Genomic DNA, 745 nt, shown 5'->3' with positions numbered 1-745 from the left:
TTCACGACTGATATCAAGTCGCGCAGCCAGCTCTACCGACGTGGCTTTTCCCATCGCTTTCAGTGCGTCAAAAACAGTCTCCATAAATTTCCTCCCGGTAAAAATTACTTCACAACCCTCATATTGCTGACATTTGGACGCCAGCTATCCCAGTTAAACGTCACCCATCGACCACCGTTCATGGTCATGCGGTCCATAATCCTCTCACCAAGAAGCGTACTCATTGCGGCATGATTCAGGTTTGTTAACATCCCGACACTGCACAGTGATGCTGTCCGGCGATCAATTATCTGGTGCAATACCACCTGCTCGTTTTTCGTCTCCCGCTGAACGCCTATTTCATCCAGGACCAGCAAATCAACCCCGCAAAGCTCCTGTAAAAATTTTTCTCCTGATCTGCCGTTGTCGTAGCTATCATGCAACACGCTCATGACGTCAGACACGGTGACGATAATCACGCTGCGCCCCTTCGCCATCAGCCGGTTGCCCATCGCCGCTGCAAGGTGATTTTTCCCGGTGCCGGTTTTACCGCTGAACACAAAATTCGTGCACCCGGTCATCAGTTCGTCAGCTATGGATTTGGCCTGGCTCAGCGCGTATTTTTGCCCGTCGTTCTGCACCTGATAATTCGCAAACGAGCATTTGCTGTGCAACGGCTGGATGCCGGAGCGATTCAGGATTTTTTCCACCCGCAACTGGCGATTCTGGCGGTTGATCTCCTCGCTACGTTTTCGCCCTTCTGCAA

At 51.4% G+C, this 745-nt stretch carries 1 protein-coding gene and 1 pseudogene; both read right to left on the bottom strand.

Annotated elements, in window-relative coordinates; genetic code table 11:
- Positions 1-84 (bottom strand): annotated as a pseudogene (locus EQY_RS27135) (DUF1627 domain-containing protein); the annotation flags it as partial.
- 20 nt (positions 85-104) lie between these two features.
- A partial coding sequence (locus tag EQY_RS0123305) for an ATP-binding protein (protein ID WP_000407469.1) occupies positions 105-745 on the bottom strand: 641 nt, incomplete at its 5' end.

It is taken from the genome of Escherichia sp. TW14182 (assembly GCF_000208525.1).
Classification (GTDB): domain Bacteria; phylum Pseudomonadota; class Gammaproteobacteria; order Enterobacterales; family Enterobacteriaceae; genus Escherichia; species Escherichia ruysiae.
The sequence above is the reverse complement of the archived record's forward strand: the minus strand, read 5'-3'. Positions and strand labels throughout refer to the sequence as shown.